This is a genomic window from Candidatus Methanoperedens sp. BLZ2, from assembly GCF_002487355.1.
Classification (GTDB): Archaea; Halobacteriota; Methanosarcinia; order Methanosarcinales; family Methanoperedenaceae; genus Methanoperedens.
Genome location: NZ_NTMG01000064.1, coordinates 42,411 through 66,420 on the forward strand (window position 1 = coordinate 42,411; position 24,010 = coordinate 66,420).

Here is a 24,010-nt window from a genome sequence, read left to right on the forward strand (position 1 = left end):
TAGAAATTTTGGTGATTAGAATAATCATTTTAATGAAAAAGAAAGTTTTAAATAGTTGTATATACCTAACATAATGTTATATATAACTAACATTTAGAGGTTTGATAGAATGAACAACTTCAGAAAAGGGTGGTATTTGATCCTCGTTCTTGGGTTTGTATCCTTAGTAATTTCAATAATCCAGATAACTTTGGGAAGAAATCCGGAAATTTTAGGAGGAAGACCGTCATATAGCCAAAACGTAATTATTGACATCATTCTCTCATTTGACTTCATCATAACTGCCTCGCTTTTTCTATCAATGCCAGGAACAGGAGCTGTGGGCGATGAACGAACCAGAAGAGCTGCCGAAAAGGCGAGCTTATATGCATTTCTGATTCTTGTGGGATGCCTGATCTTATTGAGTGGGGCAGGCAATTTAGGCGGGATAAACAGTTTGTCCGGGGCAAACAATTTTTTGCTGGCAGCCAGGAATTATTCGTGGATGCCTTTTATACTTGCACATATCGGAATATATTCGTGGGTTATATTTGTCTACTATTTTGTTAAAAAGGGTGATATTGAATGAAATTCGGAAAATATAAGGTATTTTAAAAATTATTGGAATGCTGGAATATTGCGGTTATTAACGTGATAAAAAACGGGATTGGGTCGCGTTTCTGACAAAAATAACAAAGGAGGAAATATATGATTAAAAGAACAGGAATAGTTCTGCTCGCAGTAATTATAATATCCCTTATATCGGGATGTACTGCAAACATGTCTGCCGAGCAGATCGCACAGCAGATGAAAGCGAAACAGGATAGTATCAAAGACTATTCAGCCACTATGGTAATCGCCTCAGAATTTGGGGGCAAGAGCGAGATGGCAAAAGCAAAAATGATGAACAAGATGCCTGATAAGAGCAGGATTGAATATCTTGAGCCTGGCGAGATGGCTGGCCAGGTCATGGTCAATGACGGCAAGACTATATGGAGTTATGACCCTGGGAAAAATGAGGTAACCAGGATGGATATGCCTGAATTTGCCAATCTTTCTGAGCAGGATTACACCCAGTCTATTAAGGAAATCCTGAACCAGACTGACATATCTTACCAGGGCACAGAAAAATTTGAAGGGAGAAGTGTATATAATATCAAAGCATCGCCAAAGAACGGCAGTATGATGGGCATGCATTATAATATGCTGGTGGACAGTGAAAACTGGATGCCTCTCAAGACAGAGGTGTTTGATAAGAATGATAAGCTCATGACTTCAATGGAATATCGGGACATAAAATTCAACATCGGCATACCCGATAGTGAATTCGAATTCAAGATACCTGAGGGCGCAAAGGTGGTTACAAAAGAGCGTCCGGCGCCGCCCAAACAAATGACACTTGAGGAAGCCAGGAAAGAGGTAAATTTCACAATCCTTGTGCCTTCTTATCTGCCAGAGGGTTTTACATTCAACAGCAGCACAGTGTTCAAATTTGAAACTATGGAAACTGTGTCGCTGGAATATAAGAAAGGTTCTCAGATACTTTCGCTTTCCGAGACACTCCAGGATGAATCAAATCCTTCGCCGGATATGGGCGAAGTCGAGAAAGTCAACATTAATGGTGCACAAGGGAAAATAATATCAGGATTTGGTGAAACCAAAATACTGATATGGAACAATGGCAAGCTTGGATTAGTGCTTTCCAGCCAGTTAAGCAAAGAAGAAATGATCAAAGTAGCGGGGTCGATAAAATGACCCTTTGCTTTTTATATTTGAAAATAAGAAATCTCAGATTCCGAGTCGCGCCCCGGAATGGCGTAGACACGTATGACTGCGGGCATACGTGTGCACGCAATCGACGCATGCAATCGGCTGGTGTAGCAACCGACGTGGATTCCCGCTCCCGAAGGGTAATCGGGACGCCGATAAACGCGTATTTGTGATAGCGTATCTGCATTCGTATCTGCGGTTTTATGATTCCAACAAACATCAACAGATTTTACACCTGCTAATAAATAAATGCCTTAAAAATTCGCTCCTTAAAGCCAGCTCATCAAAGGTAAATAATATATATAGTTAGAACTAACTTGGCGGAGCAATATAGGAGGAATTATGGACATTACGAATTTAATGTTGTATTCAGCCCCGCTTGCGGGAATTATTGGTTTAATATTTGCCGTATATCTTGTTTTGTATATTATGAAACTTGATGCCGGATCAAACAAAATGAAAGAAATCGCAGCAGCCATACAGGAAGGCGCCATGGCCTACCTGAACAGGCAGTATAAGACCGTCGCAGTGATCGCGGTCATACTTACTATCGTCATCAATTTTGCAATAAATACACCCACTGCTCTGGCATTTGTCCTTGGGGCGGTAATGTCGGCAGCAGCAGGATACCTGGGCATGAACATATCTGTCCGGGCCAATGTGCGCTGTGCCAATGCCGCTAAAGAAGGAATGAAAAAAGCCCTTGATGTGGCTTTTAAGGGCGGCGCTGTAACAGGGATATCTGTAGCAAGCTTTGCGCTTCTTGGTGTCAGCGGACTGTTCATAGCCTTTGGCGGTAAAGCTGATGCCGTAGATAAAATCGTGGGATTCGGTTTTGGCGCTTCACTTATCAGCCTTTTTGCAAGGATAGGAGGCGGCATTTTTACCAAAGCCGCAGATGTAGGAACAGATCTTGTAGGTAAAGTAGAAGCAGGTATTCCTGAGGACGACCCCCGCAATCCCGGGGTTATTGCAGACAATGTCGGAGATAATGTAGGCGACTGCGCAGGAATGGCAGCAGACCTTTTTGAAACTTATGCAGTAACAGCTCTTGGTGCAATGCTTATCGGTGTTACTGTGATCGATAAATATCCGAATGCGGTCATTTATCCGTTAACTCTTGGAGCAGCAGCCATTATTGCTTCAATAATCGGTATATTTTTCGTAAAACTCGGAAAATCCGGAAATATAATGGGTGCAATGTATAACGGAGCGATCGTTGCAGGAATAATATCGTTGATATTGTTCTATGTGATCACCGGGCAGATGATGAATGGTGATATCCGCTTATTCGTATGCGCTCTTATTGGCCTTGGCGTGACTGCGGCAATGATACTTATAACAGAATATTATACTGCAACTGAGTACAGCCCTGTCAGGCAGATTGCCAACGCATCAGTAACAGGCCCTGGAACAAACGTTATTACCGGTCTTGCAATTGGTCTTCAGAGCACTGCAATGCCTGTGATCGTAATATGTGTGGGTATTCTATCCTCATATTTAATAATGGGCGGCGTGGCAGATCCTACCCTTGGTTTGTATGGCATTGCAATAGCAGCGGCGGCCATGCTTTCAGTCACAGGAATAATAATTGCTATTGATGCTTATGGCCCTATAACAGATAACGCAGGCGGGATAGCTGAAATGGCGGAATTGCCTAAAGAAGTAAGGGATATTACAGACCCTCTCGATGCAGTTGGCAACACAACAAAAGCAGTAACCAAAGGTTATGCCATAGGTTCAGCAGCATTAGGCGCACTTGCGCTTTATGCAGCCTATAGCAGCGAGATAACAAAACTGCGTGGAAGCCCGTTAGAACTCAAGCTTTCAGACCCGATGGTATTAGTCGGATTGCTCATCGGCGGCATGATACCATTCCTTTTCGCAAGCTTCCTTATGGGAGCTGTTGGAAGGGCAGCAACTACCATAGTTACAGAAATCAGGCGCCAGTTCAGGGAAATAAAAGGTATCATGGAAGGAACGGCAAAACCGGATTACGGACGCTGTGTAGATATCGTTACCATTGCAGCCCAGAAAGAAATGATAATACCCGGCCTTCTTGCAGTACTTTCTCCCCTCCTGGTAGGTTTCGTCCTTGGACCGGTTGCACTGGGAGGTCTCCTTATTGGTGTTATTATCTCAGGACTTCTTCTTGCTCTTATGATGACAACAGGAGGAGCGGCATGGGATAATGCCAAGAAATACATAGAATCAGGAAACCTTGGCGGAAAGAGACTGCCTGACGGCAGCAAGAACCCAACGCATGCGGCGGCAGTTGTAGGCGATACAGTTGGCGACCCTACAAAAGACACAGCAGGACCGGCTATCAACCCATTGATAAAAGTCATGAATATCGTGGCAATATTGTTCGCAGCGCTGATATTGAAATACAGTTTGATGGGTTAAAGTAAGGAGGGCATGTGGCGGATTAGCCGCATGGCCCTATTAATATATTTTTTTTATCCTATTAAAAAAAAATACCTTTATCACGTAAAGTATTCACTTGACTTCGCCACCTACGGCTAAGTGATGTGAATTTTTATCCCTTTATACAATTTGCCAGATGGCTTTTTACCAGCGTAATTTCAGACTATTATCTTCATATTTTTTGATAAAATCCCCTAAAATACTGATCACTTCATTTGAAATATTGGATAGTACTCTAAATTTGAAGGCATTTGGAGGGTATACAACAGTAACTGTCAAATTGTTCAGGAATTTTCTGAGTAATCTTATGTCTCTGACCAGTGGTTTTTTAGCTAAATAAAGTGTCAAATTGACAAGGAAATTCGTGAGGAACGTAAGCAGCAAATAACCTTTGACTGCAAGAGGACTCCAATGTCGTATCGGTCTCAACTCTAACCCATCTTTCAAACCCCGGATGAATTTTTCAGCTTTATCCCTATCTTTATACAAAGAAAGAATATTTTCGGGTTCATCATCGACAGAACTTTCAAGAGCAAAAAATCCCTCCAATCCATTGATGAAAGGATTACTTATCGGAGCAAGGGTTTTTTGTATACTTCCATGCAGAATAATGTAACCGTCTTTCGTTATGACTGAGCCAAGTTTCTTTCCTTTTTTAACTTTCTTCAGGTCCTTATCGTTTTTTTCGAGAAGCTTTAGATATTTTCTCTCTCTTTTTTGTAGCTGCTCCTGATACAGCTTTTCTGAAAAGAAAATATAATTTGTTTCATCTTCTTTTTTAAGTTTGACACACTCATAAAAAGAACCGTTCATTTCAAATCTTTTTGCGTTTCCTTTCTTCTTTTCCTGCAGAAAAAACTGAATAATTGATTTGTAGCTTGTCTTTTTCTTAGCTTTCAATGTAAGATAATGATATTTAATGTCCCCATTGCGAATCATTTTTTTATTTGTTTTTGTGTTGGCTCCACAATCGAATATCAAAATACTGCCTTCACCTAATACTTTTGATACAGCTTTGAAAATATGATCGAAATGTGTTTTATCCTGGACATTTCCTTTTTGGATTGTTAATGCTGTTGGAATATTGTTGATTCCGGTACTGATCCCAAATGTGATTTGTTTCTTTCCGGGAGCTCCATCTCTTGAATAACCTAGAGCACCCATTTCAGGTTTAGTTCCTTCAAAATATGTTGACGAGAAATCTACGAATTGTTCTTTTGAGACGAGATCGTTTTTTACCAGGAATTGCTGATGAAGTTCTAAGATAATTTCAAACTTATCTCCAACTCGCTCAATTGTCCTATAAAAAGTTCGTTCTGCTGGTGTTTCTTTCAATCCCAAATATTCAAAGGCTTCATCGGGGTAGATATTTGGGATTTGATTAATGGAAACATTGTCTGTCAATTTGTTGTAGATCAATGATTTTACGATTTTCTGGAAATCCTTGGCTTTTCCACCAATTTTTCCAAACAAAAAATCAAAGTAACCAAAATCTTTTTTAATTCTATCGAGCAATACAATATTGCCTATTGGGAAAGTTACATTTTCATGCAAGGTTGTTCACAAAAACTTCTGAAATGTGATTTCCCTTTTATAGGCTATCTGGCGAAGTCAAGTATTCAAAACAGAGAGACCTTTACAATTCGTGTTGGTAGCTAGTTCAAAGTGCAACACACTTCACTTAATTGATGAAACTAAAAACAATCTATATTTCGTAATTAACTTTCATTGCAAATAACTTTTTGTTGGGTAATTATGCTTTCTTTTTTTCAGTTCATCAATATAATCAGCCAATTTATTTTCAGATTTTTTTTTCTCAAAATGGCTACGAATAGCCTTCATAGCAGTGTCATTCTTATTAAGGCGTTTTCGCATATAATGCCCATTGTGATTCCTTCTTTTTTTATCCGTCGGGAATTTTTCGTTAAACCATTCTTTCCATACTTTTTCATTTAATTCTATTGAATCTGTGATTGATAGAAAGATAGAAGAGTCTGATTTAATAGCAATGCGACTTTGAACTTTTCTTGTAGCAGAAATAGGGAATAATCCTGTAATGAAATATCCATTTCTATAATCTTTATTATCAGATTTCTTATTTCCTTGATATTTTGTAAAAAAAATTATATAACTTATTCCATTCTTCTCGGCGTTTTTAATAATATTTTGATTACATTTAGAAAATTCATTATACGATTGATTCTCATAACAAGGTTCTTTCTTTTTAACATAATCTCGGAGAGGTAGTTCTACATCTCGGCAAGAATAAAAATAACAGAATTTCCCATTTCCAAATTTTTTCTCATTTGGGGATGGATAGTTTGTCCATTCAATATTTTTACCAGAGTTTTCTATTTCTGATTTCTTTACATTACAAGGTTTGCTTTTACATGCCATATTTATCTTGACATTATTACATAACTATTCTAATATATATAAATATATTATGTTTCAATTCGTATTGGTAAATTGAAATCTATATTGATATGGTTGCGTTCGTCCGGCGTGTTTGTTTATTATTAAGCTAAGAACAATTCAACAACGTCTCACGTGCAACATTTCGCCGGGTCCATTGTCGTATGGATCATATACAATAATTGACCGTTGATTTCATGGGACGTATTTTTGTGAGAACAAAGCATTATTATTTATAGTCCTTAGTAATCTTCAACTAAGGTTTAAATGGTAACCATTGAATACTTGAATGAAACTGCAAAAATAAATCTCTGTCCAACTTGTTTTGAAATATACAAAGCGTCAATTGAACAAAGCATAAAAGATTTGTTATTCAATCCTATAGATGATTGGAGAGATGTTGAATCAAATATCACTCAGATGGTATTGATAACTGGAATTTATTTGTTTAGCTGGGATGGAATCCAAGGAAACGATAACGAAATATTCAAAAAATTTCTAAAAAAGAACTTTGGTATTGATTGGGGAAAAAACGCAAAAATTGAAAAAATGGATGACGGTAAGACCATACAACTATCAACAGGAAAAAATTATCTTTCACTAACATTAAACGATGAAAAAACCAAGGCAAACCTAGAAATCGATAACGTTAAAACCGCTGAATATACTATAAAGAAGGTAAATAATAAGCTAAAAATATACAAAAAAGTTTTCAAAGGTAAATTAGATTTCTTATATTTTGCTAAAGACCTATATTTTATATGGGACGAAAAAGATGAATGGAGACTCATAAAATTTCTAAAACAGAATTATAGTATTGATTGGGTAAAAACCGCAAAAATTGAAAAAACGGATGATGGTAAAACTATACAACTATCAACAGGAAAAAATTATCTTTCGTTAACACTTAACGATGAAAAAACAAAAATAAGTCTAAAAATAGACGACGGTAGAACCGATGAGCTCATATTGAGGACAGGAAAAGAGGTATACAAGGAAGGCTCAAACGTGGCATTTGGTGAAGAAATTGATATGAAGGCTTTCCAAGAAATTAAGGTGGTATGGGGTTTCACAAAAAAAATAGATGATCTCTATGAAAAAGGAATCCTTGGAGATTTTTCTCACAGAGTTTTGCATGAAGCATACGAAGTAAGAAATAAAATACATGACCCGTCTATTGTTTCTCCGTTTTCTGAGCAAGACCTAATTCTGTTTCACAATGCAAGTTTAGTTACACATGGAATATTACAGGCGATACAGATTGAAAGGGGAGAGGACATATCAACAAGTCTTAAATCTATATCAACTAATCTCAAAAATGGAGCAGAAGAACTTGCTAAACAATGTTTGTTATAACTGAATCAATGCGTGTGTTGGCACATTAGGGCAATTACCAACACGAATAGAAACGCCCTCAAAAAAGAAGAATCAAGAGTCCAGCGAATAAAACTCTCAAAAATTTTAATTTCTTTTTTCAGCGTTCAAAATTAAAATTCTGTTTTACGATCTTAAGGGCGCAATAGTTCCCGCACATAGTGCATGCTTCTTCGTCATCCGGGGAGCGGCTGTCTCTTACTGATTTTGCATATTTGGGGTCGATCGCAAGCTCATACATCTTTTCCCATTGAAGATCTCGCCTTGCTCTTCCCATGTCCATATCACGCTGGCGATCTTTGTTCTTGACCATATCACCTATATGCGCCGCGATCCTTGCAGTTATAACCCCCTGCCTTACATCATCCACATTTGGAAGAGCAAGATGTTCAGCCGGTGTAACATAACAGATGAAATCCGCACCGTAAGCGCTTGAGAGAGATGCGCCGATTGCCGCCACGATATGATCGTATCCCGGCGCGATATCTGTAACAAGCGGCCCGAGCATATAGAAAGGCTTCTCGCCGCTTAAACGCTTCATGAGTATTACGTTCGCTTCTATTTCGTCAAGAGGTATGTGACCTGGCCCTTCGACAATCGTCTGGACACCGGCTTCATGCGCCGTATCTGACAACTCCGAGTTCATGATCAGTTCCTGGATCTGCGCCCTGTCAGTGGAATCATGGATCGCACCTGCACGCATGCCATTACCCATGCTGAGTGTGACCTCATGTTCTTTCATTATCTCAAGGAGATAATCGAATTCGCTGTATAGCGGGTTTTCTTTCTCATTATGCAGCATCCATGCGGTCATAAAAGCTCCCCCGCGTGAACAGAGTCCTCCGAATCTCCCCTGTTTTTTAAGCCGTTCCACGGTGAAAAGGTTAATTCCCGTATGTATCGCCATGAAATTTGTGCCAAGTTTTGCCTGTTCAGCTGTGACTTTAAACAGATCATCTTCTTTCATCTCCACAACAGAACCGTATTTTCTTATCGCTTCTATAAAAGCCTGGTACAGGGGCACACTTCCTACTGACAGGGTCGTAGAATCAATGACCTTTTTCCTGATATCATAAAAATCCCCGCCTGTTGAAAGCTCCATCAGGGTATCGGCGCCCGTTGCTTCTGCAACCCTGGCTTTCTCGATTTCCATATCGATATCCACAATATCGGATGATGTTCCGATAGAGGCGTTAACTTTTGTACGAAGTCCTTTTCCGATGCCGCATGGCTTTGTATAGCGATAAGGGCTGACCGGAATGACTATTCGCCCGCTTTCTATCCCGCGGCGCACAAATTCAGGTTCAATGCCTTCAACTTCTGCTACTTTTTTCATTTCTTCTGTAATATTGCCGTTTCTTGCTTCAGTGATAAGACTCATAAAAATTACCGGGTTTCGAAACGTAGCGCTTATACTTAAATATGTTCAATCAGAAAAATTGATTTTAAATCAAGTAAAGTTGATTATCCCTTTGCTACTCCCAATGGCATGAGCTTTACGACTTTTCTGGCTATGCCAAGCTGGTGCACTACGTTAACAACTTCTTCGCTTGATTTATAGACACCGGGAGCCTCTTCTGCAATTATCGAAGGATGCGTGGCCCTGACAGATATTCCCATTGCTGCCAGATCTTTTTGTATAGTTTCACCATGGAATTTATGCTTTGCAGCCCCGCGGCTTGAGACCCTTCCCGACCCATGACATGCGCTTCCGAATGTGAGTTCCATTGCCTTTTCTGTCCCATGCAGCACAAATGACGCGGTTCCCATACTGCCCGGGATCAATACTGGCTGCCCCACTTTCCTGTAAATCCGGGGAACATCAGGATGCCCGGGAGGAAATGCCCGTGTAGCGCCCTTCCGGTGGACATAAACCATCTTTTTTTCACCGTCAATGGTATGCTCTTCCAGTTTTGCCACATTATGTGCCACATCGTAAATGAGCTCCATTCCAAGATCATCCCGTCCGAAAAAGCGTGTAAATGCTTCCCTTACCCAGTGAGTGATCACCTGCCTGTTCGCCCAGGCATAATTGGCGCCAGCAGCCATGGCTTTATAATAGTCCTGGCCTTCCTGTGATTCAGCAGGCGCACAGGCAAGCTGCCTGTCAGGAAGCTGGATCCCATATTTATGTGTGGCTTTATCAAGTATCTTGAGATAATCATCGCATATCTGGTGACCTGCGCCCCGCGAGCCGCAGTGTATCATGACCGTGACCTGGCCTTTATGGAGCCCGAAAACCTTTGCAACTTCAGGTTCATACACTTCATCCACATATTGCACTTCAAGGAAATGGTTGCCGCTGCCAAGCGTGCCGAACTGTGGTTTACCTCTTTTTCGCGCCTTCTCACTAACTTTTGCAGGATCGGCTATTTTCATGTAACCATTCTCCTCACAATGCTCGATATCTTCTTTCACTCCATATCCGCTTTCCACTGCCCATCTGGCGCCGTGAAGGAATGCATCTGTCAGTTCGCTCTCTGAGGCGCGAAGTTTGCTTTTTGAGCCCACGCCTGATGGGATTTCATGGAAAAGAAGCTCGATGAGTTCTTTCATCCTGGGGCGCACTTCATCCACCATGAGATTTGTTTTGATTATCCTGACCCCGCAATTGATATCGTATCCAACACCACCCGGGCTTATAATACCTGTATCCCTGTCAAAAGCCGCAACTCCCCCGATGGGAAAACCATAACCTGAATGCGCATCAGGCATTGCCATGGCGAATTTCTGGATACCCGGAAGGGTTGCAACATTTGAAACCTGGGTAAGTGTGTCAAGTTCAAGGCTATCAAGCAATTGAGATGAAACAAAAATGCGCCCGGGCACTCTCATACCGGGTTTGTAATCCATGGGTATGTCCCATATGTAATCATTAACTTTCTTGAGGATGCTTGCAACATCGTTTGTACTTACTTCTGACATAGTTATACCTTCCTTGTCCTTGCTTTGCGTTCGTTGTTGATTTTCACAGTTTTTTTCATATTCATCTATGAAGTTGGTTCATAGCCGACTTTGGGATGAATAAAACCCCAACCACCGCAAAGAGCGCTAAAGTCGCAAAGATCAATTTAATATCAATATAAAATGGTTGATTAATATCCTTATTCGTCGCAAAGTTATTAAGTTTGATGCAATTTCGAGTCAATTTCAGGTATCTACAACAACCTGAACCCGGAATCTCCCTGTCTCATCCTGTTCCACCTCAAGTTCATGTAAAGTCACAGCTTTCACCTGTGTATCGAATTTATGGTTCGAAAGGTCAATTGGCACACCCGATGCTATCCCCTTCAATGAAAAACCCTCGCCTGTTTTCTCGATTTTTTCAATCCTGAATTCAAAGAATATGATCTCATCGACTTCAAACAGGTATAATAATTCGGATAGCCAGTCAACAAGAAGCATTTTAATATCAGAGGATGTTAATTCGATATTTCTTTCCTCGCTGGCCTGCAGATTTGATGTATCTATCATCACATTGAACAGGGCAAGCGCAGCATTCCCAAATGCTTCTTCAAGTGTAAGGCCAAAAGCCCTGAACTTGGCATCTGCTATGTGGTACAGATATTCGTATTTTCCTTCATATTTTCCAACGCTCTTTTCCCCGTCCATCAGTCTTCGAATCCGATCCTCTTGATATCCTCAAGTACATCTTCGATCTTTTCAAGCTCTGTCCTGAATTCCGAATATGCCTCTTTAGCAGATTTTGTGGCAACAGCGCCCTGCGTGGAAGGAGTGATCAAACCCTGCTGCTCAAGAACACGCAGTGAATATCGTACAAGGTGGTCAGGTATATTTGTTTCAATAGATAATTTTAATATTCCGATAGGTCCGCTATATATCACTTTCTTTAGAATGATGAGATGCCTTTTTAACAATTCAAGTTCGTGCTGGACTCTCAGGGTTAGCATAATCAGTCTTTAGAGTTGTAACTACGAGCATATCTAATTTAGCATATAACTCCAAAAATAATGCAATCGAAAATACTATTTGTGGATAATTAAAATAAATGAAAAAAAGATTATTTCTTGAATTCGGTGTAACCGCACTTACCGCAAGAATTGCGGTTCTTGTGTTCACCAAGAAATATCCCTGGTCCGCATCTTGGGCATGAGGGTTTTACCTTTTCTGCTTTATTTCCGCTGATTTTGTAGAATTTATTTATTGCCATTGAAATCCCTTTATTTTTCTTTTTCTTTATTTAGCTTCAGGTTTAGGTTCGACCGGGGCTGCAACAGGTGCTGCCTCTGCAGCTTGTCCTTCAACTACCCTGGGCGCATCCCTTGCGATCAGGTGCTGGTGAGCAAGTTGTTTCAGGCGTTCTTCTGTCTCGTAAAGGGACACTGTCCCGACCATTTCCTGCTTCCCATATATCGTATCTAGATGCTCAACCACGATCAATTCCGGCTTGGAATTGAGCAGAGCTGCAAGTTTGTTCTTTAATTCTATTCTCGTAGCTGTTGTTTTATTTTTTACAGCAACCGAAATCTCTCGTCTTTTTAACAAGGGATTTGTCTTATCTTTGATAATTTGGATTTCCATTATTATTTCTCCTTAAATTTCATTCGATTAAGTAATAATTGTATTTCTTTCTTCTTATCCTCGGTAACGCGGACAACTACCGCCCCTTTGTCAGGCAAACCATATATAATTACTGATGATATGGGCGCCATGGCGATCGCAGGAAGAGCTGCCAGATCTTCTTCACCCTTGATGACAATCTGTATGTGTTTATCGGATCTCATAGCCGCCTGGATTTCCTGCAATAGTTCTTCCGTTATTATTCCAGGTGGGCTTTCCACAGTTATGGTACTGAAATGACCATGCTTTGTTCCCTGTGTAATCTGATCGGAAACAGGGCTGCGTTTTGTCTTATTATCAACAAATGATATATCGGGAATAAGACCGGCATTTAGAAGATTGAATGTGACAATATCGCCGACAGATATTACTTTAGTACAATTTTCCAGATCATGGATGATTTTTTTTGTAGTCTCGATCCCATCTCCGGGATATAATTCTCCGTGGAGTTGCCTGAGTTCATCTCTTAACTCAACAGGCAGGCGATATCCTTTCAAGTTACCTGACCTTCAACGCATATTCACCGGGTAATTTGACTCCAAGTCTTTTTGCAATTTGTGATTTTTCGGGGTCGATTATTACTACATAACCGCTCCAATCGCTGGTAAGAGCCGTTGAATTGCAATATGAGCAGACCTGGCTTTTTTTCACTATCCTGTGGCATTCTCTGCAAACATTCTCCGGCATTTATGCTCCCTCTGGTTTGGATCCATCCTGGTTTTCGGGTTTTGGCAAGTCTTCTTTCTTTTTCTTCTTAGACTTTCCTTTGTCTTCGGTTTCTTCCCTGGGTTTTCGGGCTTCTTCGATCCACTCCATCTTGCCAAGTGCATGCTGGCGCATGGTGAGGCCGATCTTGCTGTCCCTGGGTTCACGCTCATTAAGGCTAACAGCGATTATCCTTGCTCTTATGCGGTCTCCCTCTGTGACCGAACGGCCGGATTCCTTTGTTATCAGGCGGGAATTTTTCTCATCATAAGTAACGAATTCATCAGTCAGCTGGCTTACATGCACAAGGCCATCAAGAGGACCAATTCCTACAAATACTCCGAACTGGACTACTTCAACTACGCTGCCTTCGATGATCTCCTGGAGTTCAGGCATGAAAGTCAATGCATCAAAAACTACATCATAATATACTCCTCCATCCCCGGCAAGTATATGTCCCTCTCCAACTTCAATAATATCCTTGACCGCAACTATCGCACCCATCCTTTTGTCAACAAGTCCTTCAAGTTTTTCCCGCAAAGCGATTTTTACTGCCTGCTCAACTGGTTCACCAAGTAATTCTGGTGCAATCCTCACCGTATCTGCTAATCTCATTTTTTTATACATCTAAATCCTCTTAAAAAGGTATTATATACTTAAACGAGTTCTATCTCGAAGATACACATTAGTAACTCCCTTACTACATAATCTTTTCTTTAATTCTATATCATTGGTAAGAACTGCCGCGCCCATACCAACCGCCAGGTCTATTATAATATCATCTGCATACCCGTTCCTGTCAATTATAGTACACCTCTCCAATAAAGATAATGCTATTTTGGCAGCAGTCCTGTCCTTGCCGCGCCCTGTCGACACGATCTTTTCAAGCTCCTTTACAGAAGCGCTTGGAACAATATATGAAAAAAAACCCAATTGCTGCAATTCGGAGAATATATCTATTCCGAACTGTCCCGGGATCATCAAACCATTTGTATCTATGATCACTTTTGATCTCATTTATATTCTTTCAATATGCCTGAACCGATAAGCCTCCAGCGCGCGCCTACACGCCTGCTGATCGCGATATGGGAGCCTTTATCTGCGCATATTGGCCTTTTGAGCTTGACTTCTGCATCCATAGGCCTTGCGCTTGTGACTACACCAATCGTCGTCGCTGTTCCCAGATTCAGCATTAAAGGTTCATTCGAACGTATCGGTTCAACTGTAGATTCATCACTTACCCCGACAACACGTTCAAGAAGTTTTGTTTCCATTACAAAACCTTCTATAGTCGGCGGTAATTTTCCCGGGATACCTGCGACCTGCCCCACAAGCGCATCGCTTTTTGTGATCGAGGGATCAAGTTTAGTGCCAATTCCAATAAGTCCTCCCGGTCTTGCTTCTTCCAGCTCATCTTTCCCTGCATGGATAGTTGTGATAACAGTTTTTATTGGAACCCATTTGACAGTTCCGCCAGTTTCGACTTTTCTTCCAGGTCTCATTTCAATTTCATCATCGGGCCTGAAAATACCGCAATTCAGGGAACCTCCGATCGCGCCTCCTTTTAGATCTTCAGGAAGAGTACCAGGCCTGTTTATGTCGAAAGAACGTGCAACGAACATCAAAGGTGATTTTTTAAGATCATGTTCCGGGGTGGGGATATATTTTTCAATAGCTTCGATGACCAGATCTATATTTGCATTCTGCTGGGCAGAAACAGGTATGACCGGAGCATTCTCCGCAACCGTACCTTTTACGAAAGCCTTTATCTGATTGTAATTTTCAAGCACTTTTTCGCGCGGGACAATGTCGATCTTGTTCTGGATAATAATAATATTCTTTATCCCGAGGATATTCAATGCCATCAGATGCTCTTTTGTCTGCGGCTGGGGACAATTTTCATTTGCCGCAATAACAAGAAGCGCGCCATCCATAAGAGCTGCGCCTGATAACATGGTCGCCATCAATGTTTCATGACCGGGGGAATCCACAAATGATATTGAACGAAGCACATTTGTTTTAGCACCGCATATCTCACATACTTCTTTAACAGTAAAACATTCAGGTTCAGAACAGTTAGGGCATTTCCTTAACACGATATCCGCATAACCAAGCCGGATTGAAATGCCTCGTTTTATCTCTTCGCTATGCCGGTCAGTCCAGACGCCTGAAAGTGCCTTGACAAGAGTTGTCTTGCCGTGATCAACGTGTCCTACAATGCCAATATTTACAACAGGTTGCAATGAAATCCTCCGAAAATGATGTTCCTACATTAGGCTCTTTGTATTTAATGGCTTTTACAGTGAAGTTTCTTTTCGCTTTTCTAATAAACTCTTTTGCATTCTCAGGGATATCCAGTGCTTTTTATTCTTTATTAGTTCATACTTTGTTTTAGTTTCATTGAACTTCTTTATTGCCATATCCCAAAAACCATTGTCTTTGATAACTCTTCCTTCAGCAATTGCATCAAGAGCCAGAGGGTTCCTTTTCTCTATCTTCACCAAATTTTGAAGATACAGTATTTGAATATTCCTTTAAGATACCTACGACTTTTAGGATATCCTCGACTTTATTCATACTTCTTTCCACATATTATGCAAAAATCACATATCTTTTCAGCACCAGTTAAAACTTTTTGCGCAATGGTCCTGGCGGGCAGAAATTAGTGTATTAGAGGCCTGCGCCATCCAGCGCTCAAATTCTTCTTTATCAAACATTATATAGAAATTGAATTATGGAGTTAAAAGGTTTTTCATGGCGGTTTGCCTGCAAATATCATATTTATCACACTGCGCGCAATCTTTCCAGATGATTTTTTTCTCGCTATTTTGAAGCTTTGTAAATCCTTTCTTTTCAAAGAAAACAGGTGATGTAGTACGAAGATAAACGATATCCGTCAGATCATGCGCGTGTTTTAAGATAACATCCACGAGTTTTGAACCCACACCCTTGTTCCGATAAGATGGAAGTATGGCAATGGAACGCAATTCTATCACATCCCCCAGATCAAGACATGCGCAGCCTATTATCTTATTATTCGTTTGTGCAACTATGAATTCAGGCAGGTTTTTTTCAACATTTCCTGTGTCAAGATAATAAAAAGAAAGGATAGTTTTAATATCCTTCAAATCTGCCTGTGTTGCCTTTCTGATGCCGGTATCCATTCAGATTTAATTCTTATTTTTATATTCTCTTTTTTGGAGGCTCAGGCAGATCAGAGCTTTTGATCTTCTCTGCCTGTTTCAAACTCTCTTCAGTTTCGCGGGCCATCTCCTTTTCAATGCTTTGAAGCTCCTGTCTTAGCTCCTCCGGCCTTGGTATCCTTCCAAGCACTTCATCTGCTGTACCAACGATCTTTTCCGTATCCATAGGCGACCCGATTTCCTGGATCTTCTCGGAAGCTCCAAGGTATTTTGCAGCCTGTTCGATCATCTTTGAAATCTCCATCGGGAAAATGATTTTGGTGGCCTGGCCATTTGCCACGCTTTTCATCATATCCATAGTCAGAACAGTCAGCGCTTTCTTGTCAAGAGGCACTGAACCAACTGAAAGTATCCTTAGTCCCTGTGCTTCTCCCTGTGCCCTCAATATCTGTGAAACCCTTTCACCTTCCGCTTCCAGGATCTTTGACTGCCTCACACCTTCGGCATTCAATATATTTGCCTGCTTGGAGCCTTCTGCCTGAAGGATCGCGGCTTTCTTCTGGCCGTCTGCAAGTAAAATGGCCGCTCTTCGCTTCCTTTCAGCAGATGTCTGTTCCTCCATAGCACCCTTTACTGTGCCGACAGGATCGACTTCCCGTATCTCCACAGCTTCTACCTTAACACCCCATGCATCGGTGGAATGGTCAAGAATATCACGGAGTTTTGTGTTAATAAAATCACGATTATAAAGGATCTCATCAAGTTCCATGTCACCCACCACGCTTCTAAGCGTGGTCTGCGCAAGTGATAGCACCGCAACATGATAATTGACAACTTCAAAATATGCTTTTTCAGGATCTATGACCCTGATATAAACAATTGCATCAACATTGGTGGGCGAGTTATCCTTGGTAATGACTTCCTGTCGCGGGACATCAAGAACCTGTGTCCTCAGGTCAAGCCTTATGACATCGCTTATCAATGGAAACACCCAGTTAAAACCAGGATTTAACCGTTTTTTATACTGTCCCAGAACTATCCATAAAGCCTGTTCATAAGGCTGTATGATCGCAACCCCTGAAATAAACAGTATCAATATTGCTACTGCGATAAATATCGCTATAAACATTTCATATGCCATTTTACATCTCCTCCTTTACTCTTAAATGAACTCCTTCTGAGTTTATGACAATTACTTTCTTTCCTTCTTCAATTACGCTATCTGAAGTTGCGCTCCATATCTGGTTTCCGATTTCGATTTTTCCTGAAATTGATCCGGGATGAACTGTTTTCACGACCACTCCATTCTTTCCTGCCAGGATATCCATACTTGTTGTCTGGGGTTTTTGTCCCGGCGCTATTTTCCGGTAAAAAGTGATTGTGATGATACTGGAAACCAGTGCAGTTATAACTATTATGGCAGGAGCATAATCCTGTGCTACTTCGGGAATTAAAAGAGTGATTACGCCAAGAACAATGAGTGTCGTTCCCGGGACAGCCACAAAAAAACCTGGTTGTGCTGCTTCAACTATAAGAAGCCCCAGGCCGATAATTATCATCAGCCAACCGACGTCTAATTCCATAGACTTTAAGATAGTTCCTTATAGTATATATTTGTTTATGAATACCTATTTTCGATTTTTGGCAGCCAGATTTGCGATCCTGGCTGCAAAAGCCCCGGCCACAAAACCCGCATCTATATTAACTACAGCAAGAACAGAACAGGACTGGAGCATGGATAATAGCGCAGCATCGCCCTTTCCCCCTGCGCCATATCCCGTTGATACAGGAACCCCGATCACCGGAACGTCAACTAAACCCGATACTATTGAAGGAAGTGTTCCTTCGCGACCCGCAGCAACAACAACTGCATCCACTCCAGCTCTTGCAAGTTTTGCCAGTTCAGGAAAAAGCCTGTGTATCCCTGCAACACCTACATCATATATTGCAGTTACAGAACAGCCCATTTCTTCTGCTATCACTTTTGCTTCTTCTGCCACAGGAATATCAGCAGTACCTGCTGAAATAACACCTATTCTTCCATCTGTTCTGGCTATTGATTCTCCTATTATCACGATTCTTGCACGTTTTTCCCACCTGATCCTGGAATTCGTTTCATTTGCTAATGACACCAATGAATTATAATTATCCTCACACGCCCGGGTTATTATTGCACGGCCTTCATTTTTTAAATGAACCCGTGCAATTGAAACTACATCTTCACTGGTCTTGCAGTCAGCGATTATGGCTTCGGGAATACCCACTCTCTTTGCGCGATGAACATCCACCTTTGCAATATCTGATAATAATTCGAAGTTTATGATGCGAAGCTGCTTTTCTGCTTCATCAAGACTTAGATCGTTATTTTTCACTTTTTTTAATATATCAGATATATCCATGCACTGGATAATGCTGACATATCCCTTATTTTTTTGCATACATCAAAATTTATTATATGATGCGTTAATTTAGTTACTGAATCAAGGGGATTTTACATCTGACCGACATAACGCCAAACAAATATTATGCACAGGATATCAAATCGGTTCTCGGATCGCTGGGTACTTCAACTGAAGGACTTACAGAACAGGATGCTGCAACGCGCCTGAATAAATACGGGCAGAATGAAATTATTGAAGAAAAAAAAGTATCACGCCTTGAAATGCTGTTATCCCAGTTCAAGAGTTTCCTGATCATTATATTGCTGGCAGCAGCGGTCGTATCTGCTTTGCTGGGAGAGATCGCTGATTCTATAATAATTTTGTTGATAGTCATATTCTCCGGTATCCTTGGTTTTATCCAGGAATACAGGGCGCAAAATGCAATAGATGCATTAAAGAAGATGGCAGCCCCAACCGCACGGGTCGTAAGGGATGGCAGGGAATCAACAATACCAGCAGCAAAGATCGTGCCCGGGGATATTATTTTTTTGCAAACAGGTGACGGGATACCTGCAGATTCCCGCCTTATTGAAGCTATCAATCTGGAAATAAATGAGGCATCACTTACAGGAGAATCGGTTTCCGTCCGGAAAAAAACAGACGCATTAGAAGAAGAACTCCCGGTGGCTGATAGAAATAATATGGCTTACACGGGAACATCGGTTTCAATCGGAAGGGGAAAAGCTGTTGTTACTGCTACTGGCATGCAAACTGAACTTGGCAGGATCGCAGGGATGCTGGGAAAGATCGAAAGAGAAAGAACACCTTTGCAGGAAAGCCTGGACAGGTTAGGGAAGTGGATCGGAATAATTACTCTTGTTGTTGTTGCAGTTGTATCAATTCTCGGAGTCCTGAGTGGATTTGAGATTATTGAAATGTTCATCTGGGGTGTTGCACTTGCGGTCGCCGCTGTTCCTGAGGCCCTTCCTGCTGTTGTTACAGTATGTCTTGCACTCGGGGTGCGAAGAATGGTAAAGCGCCATGCCCTTATCAGGAAACTGCCATCGGTGGAAACACTGGGTGCGACTACAGTAATTTGTTCCGATAAAACAGGAACGTTAACCCATGATGAAATGACAGTCACGAAGATATTTGTTGATGGCAGAATGCTTGAAGTCACAGGTGCAGGTTATGAACCTGAGGGGAATTTTCTTGAGGGTAACCGGAAAATTGAGCCGGAAAAATACAATGATCTTAAAAATTTACTCCTGATAAGTGCCCTGTGCAACGATTCTAAGATTATAAATGATAATTCGGTATGGCATATAAAAGGCGATCCCACAGAAGGAGCCCTTGTTGTTGCCGCTGCCAAGGCCGGGATACATAAACAGGAAATTGAAACAAAATATCGGCGTACAGGTGAGATCCCATTTTCATCAGAGCGGAAAATGATGACAACGATATGCGAAACACCTGAAGGGCTTTATGCATATTCAAAAGGCGCACCTGAAGTAATACTGGATTCATGCACCCGCATTTATCATAACGGTTCTATTGTTGATCTTGGCAGTACTGAGAAAGAAAATATTCATGATACAGTCAAAATGATGGCAAAAAAAGCGCTTCGAATAATGGCTTTTTCATACAAACATTTTGAGAACGGCTCAGTTAACAATGATACTGAGAAAAATATGATTTTTGCAGGGCTTGCAGGTATGATCGATCCGCCGAGGGAAGAGGTAAAAGAGGCAATTGCAACATGCAAACAGGCTGGAATAAAGACAATTATGATAACAGGTGATCATGAAATCACAGGTTCTGTTATTGCAAAGGACTTAGGATTGCTTGAAGAAGGAGAAATGGTGCTGACAGGCGTGAAACTTGATAACCTGGATGATAAAGGACTTGATAATATTGTTGAGAAAGTCTCCGTATATGCCAGGGTTTCACCCGCACATAAAATGCGAATAATTGACGCATTAAAAAAGAAAGAGCATGTTGTAGCAATGACAGGTGATGGTGTAAACGATGCACCTGCTTTAAAGGCTGCGGATATTGGCATTTCCATGGGGATAACCGGAACTGCGGTCAGCAAGGAAGCGTCGGATATGATCCTTACAGATGACAATTTTGCATCCATTGTAGCTGCGATCGAGGAAGGAAGAAACATATACAAGAATATCAGGAATTTTGTATTGTATGGGCTTGGATGTCATATCGGGGAAGTGCTTATTGTGCTTATTGCGATGCTTGCATGGCAAACACTGCCGCTTATTGCAATTCAGATACTCTGGATAAACCTGATCACTGATGGCCTTCCACCCATGGCGCTTTCAGTCGAACCCCCGGATATCGGGCTAATGAAGCAGCCACCCAGGAAGCGGGATGAAGGGATAATTACAAAAAGAGTGCTCCTTTATAGTTCAGGAGTGGGGGCTTTGATAGCAATTCAAGCTCTCTTTATTTTTAAGTGGACGCTTGACAACTCCGGAATTGTGAAAGCGCAGACAATGGTTTTTACTTTGATCGTTATCTCAATGATGTTCAATGCGTTCAACTGGCGCTCTGAGAAGCTCAGTGTTTTCAGTATAGGTTTTTTGTCAAACAGGATGCTTATTTATGCTGTTGCAAGCACGATCTTGTTACAGCTTCTGGTTATTTACACTCCTTCCCTGAATGGTCCTTTTAGCACGATGCCTCTTGGCATTGCTGATTGGGGGCTCATATTAATTCTTGCATCAACAACGCTGATCTTTGTGGAAGCAGCAAAACGCATTGAATCTAAATATGCTTGATGAGATATATTTATCTATGATGGATTCTTGCCTTTATCTAAAATGGAGAAATCAGATAAATCAAATCGACAGGAATATAAAATCCTGAATATCAATGATAATTATCAAGATATCTATGACTTGAGAATTATCCATTTATGCTCATTTCATTCTTGACAGTTTCAATCTTTATATCAAAGCTTGTCAGATCTTTTTTATATGTCAAATCTTTTTTAGTTAATTCGATATGCTCAATTATCCATTTATTATTAAGTTCTTTTAATTTCTCAGCCACTACACTTCTATGACATTCCGATGCTTTATCCTCATAGCATAAAAGACATATTGGAAATGTAAGTTTATTTATTTTCTCTAAATAATTTATATTATTGTTTAAATAATTTTTAAATTTTTCAAAAAAAACAGGATAATTTTTAGTATCGTACAATTCGTAGCGCATCTCTGGGGGAGGGCCTAATAATGATAAAGATACATATGTTATTTTATGCTGACGAAGTATATGGTCTAATTCAACTCCAGAAAAATTTTCTTTCTTACTATTTATATTCCGTCTAATATCTACAAGGGTCTTTATTTCTTTTTTCTTTAAGAGTTCTATAAAAAGATTTATATTTTTATTTTGGTATCCGATAGTATAAAGTAGTTTTAGATCAATATCTTGTAAATCTTTTATCGGTTCTTTTGATTCCAATAAATTGTTAGAAGAAACTTCGATTACTGTGATAGCACTTTTTTGATTCGATACTTTCGAATCGCTAAAATCTTCAAAAGTTTTATTAGGAAGCTTAAATTCTGAAATCCATCTATCAATCGCTTCCTTTAAAGCTAAAGCTAAAACATTCTTTTTTTTTCCATATTTCTCAATTGCAAGACCCTTAAATTGATTTTTCAATTCTTCATCTATTTCTGCTGAAATCTTTACCATTAAAATATCACTTCAAATTTTTCATTGTAAATGTTATTATATATGAATTATGGTAATATTTTTCAATTTTTTTGCCAAATATTCTGCTACTAATCTTCTATGACATTTATTATGTTCTGATTCGGTACATAATAAACATATCCGTTCATTTTCTTTATCATCCAGATTAATTTTTAAGTTTGATTCTCTATATTCAAGTAATAAATTGAAATTTATTTCATATTTTTCCCAATCTCCTTCTTTTCTATAATGTTCTAAAATTTCTTTTGTTGGAGCTAATAAAATATTATGTTCATATTTAATACCATTCAATCTAAGTATATATTCTAAAGTATCTTGTTTTGCATAACCTGCTTGTTGTGAATTTGGGCTTAATCTAATATCTAAAATTTTTGTTATAGTATGGCTTTTCAATTTATTAATTAAATCTTCTGCAGATTTTTTTGCAAAACCAATAGTATATACTTCCTTCTTTTCATCCATAAGTATTTATTTCCTCTCAAAATAATGAATTCCTACAATCATTGGCCATCCACCATATTCAGCATTAATATTGTTTTCATAAATTTGGGTTAAACCAATAACGAAATAAGTATTATTTTTGTTCAGGTCATGATGAATTTTTTCCCTAAAATTAGAAGGATATTTTTCTTTGTAAGTAGAAAACATATGATAAAATAAATCATCTCTAACTGAACAATTGAATCGTTTTCCAGTCGAATCTTGAAAGGAAATCCATATTTTAGTTGTATCGCCTGTGATTTTAATTATTTGTTGCGGTTTAATTATTCCCAAAGTTCTTTCATTCATAAAAACGGAATCTACAGACTTGTCTAAATGTGTCTCTAAAAATTGTTGGATTTCTGATTTTGGTATGTATCCAATCAAGTTAGGCAATTTTCCAATTTCTCGTACTAAAAAACGATCTTCACATCGGATTGTTTTTCCTGTCCAAGAATCTACATGAATGTTAGTAATTCCAAAGAGTTTAAATTTGCCCGTTGCAATATCATTCTCAAATATTCTTTGAGGCCTAATCCACTCTCCCTTATCATCTATGCCAGCAACACAAACTACATTTTTTTCAGGTCTTGCTATTGCTAAGACATGTAAATTCGCAATCTCTCTTGTCATATTATTATAAATAAATTTTTTTAATATTTACTTTATCTTTAATTAATGACGCACTTCAATTATAACGCTTCTCTAAACCAATCAGGCATTTTATTCAAACAACCACCTCCAATTGCAATGCATTGAGCCTGTTGGGGATTACAATGCCACGTAATCATTTTAATTAGGGCATAACCAACAGTTTCATGTTCATTAAGAGGTTTTTTACAAATAGCGCAATCTAAATGCAAAAAACAATCTTCTACTGTGCAACTATCTTTTTCACATTGATATTCCATAAGCTTCTCCTTAGATTTTCGATCAAAAATAACAATTATATTGTTTTAATTATCTTCGTAAACAATAAAGTATTTAAATTCACCTATATAATTACATGTCTAT

General features: G+C 39.7%; 27 protein-coding genes. 5 read left to right on the forward strand and 22 right to left on the reverse strand.

Translation table 11 applies throughout. The features are described from left to right. Window positions 1-109: 109 nt before the first annotated feature. The 3 genes from CL181_RS12315 to CL181_RS12325 all read left to right on the forward strand — a co-directional run bounded on the left by CL181_RS12315 (window position 110) and on the right by CL181_RS12325 (window position 4,155). Window positions 110-568 carry a DUF2178 domain-containing protein gene (locus CL181_RS12315; RefSeq protein WP_097299609.1) on the forward strand — a complete coding sequence of 153 codons (459 nt, stop codon included), beginning with the start codon at window positions 110-112 and terminating at the stop codon, window positions 566-568. Between the two features lie 119 nt (window positions 569-687). After that, window positions 688-1,734: a DUF4367 domain-containing protein gene (locus CL181_RS12320; protein WP_097299610.1), complete on the forward strand. Its 1,047-nt coding sequence runs from the start codon at window positions 688-690 to the stop codon at window positions 1,732-1,734. Between the two features lie 357 nt (window positions 1,735-2,091). Then, the gene (locus CL181_RS12325; RefSeq protein WP_097299611.1) at window positions 2,092-4,155 is read left to right on the forward strand and encodes a sodium-translocating pyrophosphatase; all 2,064 of its coding nucleotides are present in this window, start codon (window positions 2,092-2,094) and stop codon (window positions 4,153-4,155) included. A gap of 165 nt (window positions 4,156-4,320) precedes the next feature. Here the strand turns inward: CL181_RS12325 and CL181_RS12330 are convergent, their stop codons facing one another. Both CL181_RS12330 and CL181_RS12335 read right to left on the reverse strand, forming a co-directional pair. Then, on the reverse strand, window positions 4,321-5,730 hold the full coding sequence (locus CL181_RS12330; protein WP_097299612.1) for a hypothetical protein: 1,410 nt from the start codon (window positions 5,728-5,730) through the stop codon (window positions 4,321-4,323). Between the two features lie 171 nt (window positions 5,731-5,901). Continuing rightward, window positions 5,902-6,573 (reverse strand): hypothetical protein, encoded by a 672-nt coding sequence (locus CL181_RS12335; protein WP_097299613.1) that lies wholly within the window; start codon window positions 6,571-6,573, stop codon window positions 5,902-5,904. 285 nt (window positions 6,574-6,858) lie between these two features. Here CL181_RS12335 and CL181_RS12340 point away from each other — a divergent pair, with 285 nt between their 5' ends. Then, complete coding sequence (locus CL181_RS12340) at window positions 6,859-7,947, forward strand: hypothetical protein (protein WP_097299614.1); 1,089 nt, start codon at window positions 6,859-6,861, stop codon at window positions 7,945-7,947. Window positions 7,948-8,065: 118 nt separating this feature from the next. Here the strand turns inward: CL181_RS12340 and thiC are convergent, their stop codons facing one another. From thiC to larB, 16 genes are all read right to left on the reverse strand, one after another. After that, window positions 8,066-9,346: a phosphomethylpyrimidine synthase ThiC gene (gene thiC / locus CL181_RS12345; protein WP_097299615.1), complete on the reverse strand. Its 1,281-nt coding sequence runs from the start codon at window positions 9,344-9,346 to the stop codon at window positions 8,066-8,068. Between the two features lie 83 nt (window positions 9,347-9,429). Beyond that, the gene (locus CL181_RS12350) at window positions 9,430-10,890 is read right to left on the reverse strand and encodes an RtcB family protein (protein WP_097299616.1); all 1,461 of its coding nucleotides are present in this window, start codon (window positions 10,888-10,890) and stop codon (window positions 9,430-9,432) included. A 225-nt stretch (window positions 10,891-11,115) separates the two neighbouring features. Next, window positions 11,116-11,577: an archease gene (locus CL181_RS12355; protein WP_097299617.1), complete on the reverse strand. Its 462-nt coding sequence runs from the start codon at window positions 11,575-11,577 to the stop codon at window positions 11,116-11,118. Then, window positions 11,577-11,876 carry a hypothetical protein gene (locus CL181_RS12360; RefSeq protein WP_097299618.1) on the reverse strand — a complete coding sequence of 100 codons (300 nt, stop codon included), beginning with the start codon at window positions 11,874-11,876 and terminating at the stop codon, window positions 11,577-11,579. The genes CL181_RS12355 and CL181_RS12360 overlap by 1 nt, the downstream gene beginning before the upstream one ends. Before the next feature lie 110 nt (window positions 11,877-11,986). Continuing rightward, window positions 11,987-12,166: a 30S ribosomal protein S27ae gene (locus CL181_RS12365; RefSeq protein WP_255251561.1), complete on the reverse strand. Its 180-nt coding sequence runs from the start codon at window positions 12,164-12,166 to the stop codon at window positions 11,987-11,989. Next, window positions 12,163-12,507 carry a 30S ribosomal protein S24e gene (locus CL181_RS12370; protein WP_097299620.1) on the reverse strand — a complete coding sequence of 115 codons (345 nt, stop codon included), beginning with the start codon at window positions 12,505-12,507 and terminating at the stop codon, window positions 12,163-12,165. Before CL181_RS12370 ends, CL181_RS12365 begins: the two co-directional genes overlap by 4 nt. A gap of 2 nt (window positions 12,508-12,509) precedes the next feature. Continuing rightward, window positions 12,510-13,043 carry a GTP-dependent dephospho-CoA kinase family protein gene (locus CL181_RS12375; RefSeq protein WP_255251559.1) on the reverse strand — a complete coding sequence of 178 codons (534 nt, stop codon included), beginning with the start codon at window positions 13,041-13,043 and terminating at the stop codon, window positions 12,510-12,512. A 1-nt stretch (window position 13,044) separates the two neighbouring features. Continuing rightward, entirely contained in the window at window positions 13,045-13,233 is a 189-nt protein-coding gene (spt4, locus tag CL181_RS12380) for a transcription elongation factor subunit Spt4 (protein ID WP_097299621.1), read from the reverse strand. Next, on the reverse strand, window positions 13,234-13,878 hold the full coding sequence (locus CL181_RS12385; RefSeq protein ID WP_097299622.1) for a DNA-directed RNA polymerase: 645 nt from the start codon (window positions 13,876-13,878) through the stop codon (window positions 13,234-13,236). 21 nt (window positions 13,879-13,899) lie between these two features. Continuing rightward, on the reverse strand, window positions 13,900-14,268 hold the full coding sequence (locus tag CL181_RS12390) for a PIN domain-containing protein (protein WP_097299623.1): 369 nt from the start codon (window positions 14,266-14,268) through the stop codon (window positions 13,900-13,902). Then, window positions 14,265-15,494, reverse strand: coding sequence for a translation initiation factor IF-2 subunit gamma (locus CL181_RS12395; RefSeq protein ID WP_097299624.1), 1,230 nt, complete (start codon window positions 15,492-15,494; stop codon window positions 14,265-14,267). Before CL181_RS12395 ends, CL181_RS12390 begins: the two co-directional genes overlap by 4 nt. A gap of 54 nt (window positions 15,495-15,548) precedes the next feature. After that, a complete protein-coding gene (locus tag CL181_RS12400) occupies window positions 15,549-15,752 on the reverse strand; it encodes a hypothetical protein (RefSeq protein WP_141398898.1) in 204 nt (67 codons plus the stop codon). A gap of 231 nt (window positions 15,753-15,983) precedes the next feature. Continuing rightward, on the reverse strand, window positions 15,984-16,415 hold the full coding sequence (locus CL181_RS12405) for a GNAT family N-acetyltransferase (protein WP_097299626.1): 432 nt from the start codon (window positions 16,413-16,415) through the stop codon (window positions 15,984-15,986). Between the two features lie 19 nt (window positions 16,416-16,434). Next, the gene (locus CL181_RS12410) at window positions 16,435-17,535 is read right to left on the reverse strand and encodes an SPFH domain-containing protein (protein WP_097299627.1); all 1,101 of its coding nucleotides are present in this window, start codon (window positions 17,533-17,535) and stop codon (window positions 16,435-16,437) included. A 1-nt stretch (window position 17,536) separates the two neighbouring features. Then, window positions 17,537-17,977, reverse strand: a complete 441-nt coding sequence (locus tag CL181_RS12415; RefSeq protein ID WP_097299628.1) for an NfeD family protein — start codon at window positions 17,975-17,977, stop codon at window positions 17,537-17,539. A 45-nt stretch (window positions 17,978-18,022) separates the two neighbouring features. Then, on the reverse strand, window positions 18,023-18,793 hold the full coding sequence (gene larB / locus CL181_RS12420) for a nickel pincer cofactor biosynthesis protein LarB (protein ID WP_097299645.1): 771 nt from the start codon (window positions 18,791-18,793) through the stop codon (window positions 18,023-18,025). A gap of 107 nt (window positions 18,794-18,900) precedes the next feature. On the opposite strand from larB, the gene CL181_RS12425 reads away from it, so the two are divergent. Further along, a complete protein-coding gene (locus CL181_RS12425) occupies window positions 18,901-21,570 on the forward strand; it encodes a calcium-transporting P-type ATPase, PMR1-type (RefSeq protein ID WP_097299629.1) in 2,670 nt (889 codons plus the stop codon). A 127-nt stretch (window positions 21,571-21,697) separates the two neighbouring features. On the opposite strand, the gene CL181_RS12430 is transcribed toward CL181_RS12425, so the two are convergent. From CL181_RS12430 to CL181_RS12445, 4 genes are read right to left on the reverse strand one after another with little or no spacing between them, the layout of a single operon-like run. Further along, window positions 21,698-22,495 (reverse strand): DUF488 family protein, encoded by a 798-nt coding sequence (locus CL181_RS12430; RefSeq protein ID WP_097299630.1) that lies wholly within the window; start codon window positions 22,493-22,495, stop codon window positions 21,698-21,700. A 36-nt stretch (window positions 22,496-22,531) separates the two neighbouring features. Further along, entirely contained in the window at window positions 22,532-22,978 is a 447-nt protein-coding gene (locus tag CL181_RS12435) for a DUF488 family protein (protein ID WP_097299631.1), read from the reverse strand. A 6-nt stretch (window positions 22,979-22,984) separates the two neighbouring features. Beyond that, window positions 22,985-23,629 (reverse strand): hypothetical protein, encoded by a 645-nt coding sequence (locus tag CL181_RS12440; protein ID WP_097299632.1) that lies wholly within the window; start codon window positions 23,627-23,629, stop codon window positions 22,985-22,987. A gap of 59 nt (window positions 23,630-23,688) precedes the next feature. Next, on the reverse strand, window positions 23,689-23,907 hold the full coding sequence (locus CL181_RS12445) for a hypothetical protein (protein ID WP_097299633.1): 219 nt from the start codon (window positions 23,905-23,907) through the stop codon (window positions 23,689-23,691). Window positions 23,908-24,010: the final 103 nt, after the last annotated feature.